The organism is Dietzia sp. SYD-A1, from assembly GCF_015356725.1.
Classification (GTDB): Bacteria; Actinomycetota; Actinomycetes; order Mycobacteriales; family Mycobacteriaceae; genus Dietzia.
Genome location: NZ_JADDKI010000244.1, coordinates 1 through 3051, shown reverse-complemented (window position 1 = coordinate 3051; position 3051 = coordinate 1). Strand labels below are relative to the sequence as shown.

3 protein-coding genes are annotated in these 3051 nt (G+C 69.6%); 2 read left to right on the top strand and 1 reads right to left on the bottom strand.

All coding sequences use genetic code 11. From position 1 onward, the window contains the following. Both IY392_RS10725 and IY392_RS10720 read left to right on the top strand, forming a co-directional pair. The coding region (locus tag IY392_RS10725) for a helix-turn-helix domain-containing protein (RefSeq protein WP_228549282.1) at positions 1 to 386 on the top strand (386 nt) is incomplete at its 5' end. A gap of 87 nt (positions 387 to 473) precedes the next feature. Further along, the gene (locus IY392_RS10720) at positions 474 to 1727 is read left to right on the top strand and encodes a pyridoxal phosphate-dependent aminotransferase (RefSeq protein WP_107757478.1); all 1254 of its coding nucleotides are present in this window, start codon (positions 474 to 476) and stop codon (positions 1725 to 1727) included. Positions 1728 to 1738: 11 nt separating this feature from the next. Here the strand turns inward: IY392_RS10720 and IY392_RS10715 are convergent, their stop codons facing one another. Beyond that, entirely contained in the window at positions 1739 to 3034 is a 1296-nt protein-coding gene (locus IY392_RS10715; RefSeq protein ID WP_194861202.1) for a YibE/F family protein, read from the bottom strand. Between the last annotated feature and the right edge of the window lie 17 nt (positions 3035 to 3051).

Sequence of the window (3051 nt, the reverse complement as noted above, 5' to 3'; positions counted from 1 at the left end):
GCCCCGACGGGCGGGCCGGTCGAGACGGGGCCCCGGTGACCGAGATCCGTCTGCTCGGGTGGCGGCCGTCGGTGATCCGTGCCGACGGGTCGAGCATCGACCTCACCCCGCGACGGGCGGAGTTGCTCGCGTTGTTGGCGTCCCGGGAGGCCTGGTCGGCGCGGTCCCTGTCCGAGGCGCTCTACGGTGACGGCGACGCCACGGCCACGGTCCGGGGGGAGGTGCGCAGGCTCCGTCAGCTCACCGGCCTGTCGATCGACTCCCAGCCGTACGCCCTGGCCCCGCACGAGAGGCGATGCGTGGACTACCTCTCGGTGCAGCATCCCGACGATCTCCTGCCCCATTCGGACATCCCGGCCATCATCGATCTGCGGTACGGGATCTGACGCCACGGGTCCGATGCCACCGGTCTGACGCCCACGGGGTCGGCGCGACCGGAGCACCGCCGGTCCGGGGTGGCACAATCTGCAGACATGACGCCTGAGACCACGGGACGCACGCTCCGCCAGCCGCGCACGCTCGACCAGTCGTCCAAACTCAAGGACGTCCTCTACGAGATCCGTGGCCCCGTGCTCGCGCGGGCGAACCAGCTCGAGGCGGAGGGCCACCGGATCCTCAAGCTGAACATCGGCAACCCCGCGCCCTTCGGGTTCGAGGCACCGGACGTGATCATGCGCGACATGATCGCGGCTCTCCCCCATGCGCAGGGCTACTCGGAGTCCAAGGGCATCCTGTCGGCCCGCCGGGCGATCTTCACGCGCTACGAGTTGGTGCCCGATTTCCCCCACCTGGATGTGGAGGACATCTACCTGGGCAACGGAGTCTCCGAGCTCATCACGATGACGATGCAGGCCCTGCTCGACGACGGCGACGAGGTCCTCATCCCGGCGCCGGACTATCCGCTCTGGACCGCCATGACCTCGCTCGCGGGCGGCAGGCCCGTCCACTACCTCACGGACGAGGACGACGACTGGAATCCGTCACTCGAGGACATCGCCTCGAAGATCACGCCCAGGACCAAGGCCATCGTGGTGATCAACCCCAACAACCCCACCGGGGCGGTCTACTCCCGCGAGGTCCTGCAGGGGATCGTGGACCTGGCGCGCGAGCACAGTCTGCTCATCCTGGCCGACGAGATCTACGACCGGATCATCTACGACGAGGCCCAGCACACCTCGATCGCCTCGCTCGCGCACGATCTGCTGGTCCTGACCTTCAACGGACTGTCCAAGACCTACCGCGTGGCGGGTTACCGGGCGGGCTGGATGGCGATCACCGGACCGAAGGCGCACGCGGCCGGGTTCCTCGAGGGACTGGAATTGCTGGCCTCGACGAGACTGTGCCCCAACGTGCCGGCGCAGCACGCGATCCAGGTGGCTCTCGGCGGGTACCAGTCGATCGACGAACTGATCGAGCCCGGGGGACGGCTCCACGAGCAGCGCGGCATCGCGTGGGAAAAGCTCAACTCGATCCCGGGGGTGAGCTGCGTCAAGCCGATGGGAGCCCTCTACGTGTTCCCCAGGCTCGACCCGGAGGTCCACGAGATCTACGACGACCGCCTGTTCGCCCTGGACCTTCTCGAGCGCGAGCGCATCCTCGTCACCCAGGGCACGGGGTTCAACTGGCCGAATCCGGACCACTTCCGGGTGGTCACGTTGCCGGCCGGCCGGGACCTCGCCGTGGCGATCGAGCGGATCGGCAACTTCCTGGCCTCATACCGTCAGTAGACCCGGGACTCTCACGCACGCGTGCCGACGGTCGCCCGGTCCAGTTCCTCCGAGGTCACGTCCCGGGAGAGCCACACCGCGGCCGCTGTGGTGAGCGGGACGCACAGCGCCAGCGCGATCGCGCCGACGAGCGACCGCATCAGCTCCACCGCCACGACATCGGACGTGAGGATCGACAGCGGCGAGCGGGTTCCCAGCGAGAACAGCAGCAGCAGGGGGAGCGCCGACCCGGTGTACGCGAGCACCAGGGTGTAGACCATCGAGGCCACGTGGTCGCGTCCTACGCCCATCGCGGACCGGAACACCTCGACGGGGCCGGCGTGGGGGTCGAGGTGGCGCATCTCGAACACGGTCGCGGACTGGCTCACGGTGACGTCGTTGAGCACGCCGAGCGCGCCGATGATGAAGCCGGCGAGCAGGAGCCCGGTGAGCGAGACGTGCTGCACGAACACCTGGACCTGGGTCGTGGAGTCGCCACTGAGCCCGGTGATCCTGGTCGTCTCGATGACCACCCAGCTCAGTAACGCCGCCGCCAGCATCGCGGACAGCGTTCCGAGCAGGGCGGCGTGGGTCTTGAGGTTGATGCCGTGCACCACGTAGATCACCAGATAGAGGACGGCGGAGCCGCCGATGATGGCCACCAGGATGGCCGGATTGCCGTCCAGGATCGAGGGGAGGACGAACCCCACGACGACGATGAGGGCCACCACGATCCCGATGAGGGCCCGCAGTCCCTTCCATCGCCCGACGGCGACCATCACCGCGGCGCCCACGAGGAGCCACAGGGCCATGGGCACGGTCCGCGTGAAGTCCTCGAAGGCGTAGATGTCGGTGGCTCCCTGGGGTGAGCGGCCGAGCTGGATCTGGTCGCCGGCGCCGAGTTCCGGCGATCCGGGCCCGGGCGGGATCTCCAACAGCACCTCCCGGCCGGCGTCCGGGCCGGTGTCGAGTCGCACTATCGAGCGCGGGCACTCGGGGCCGGGGAACCGGGGGTCGAGCGGCGGCCCGGGCAGGACCCGCCCGTTGTCGGGGGAGCCGCACGGCGCCATCTCGGTGGACACGACCTCGCCTCGCTCGGTCATCACCGAGGCCCCGGACGCCTGGGCGAAATACGGGTCCAGCTCGGGGTCGGTGAAGGTGGGCCAGAGGAGCGCCACCCCGATGATCGTCGCGATCGCGCCCAGGATCAGGGCGACCACCGTGATCCGCCCGGCGCTGCCGGACGGCACGAGGCGGGTCCCGCGCGGGGCGCGCTCGACCCGGTGCCTGTGCCTCTGGCTGGGAGGGGTCGCCGACCGGTCGCTCACGCCGGTAACCCTAACCC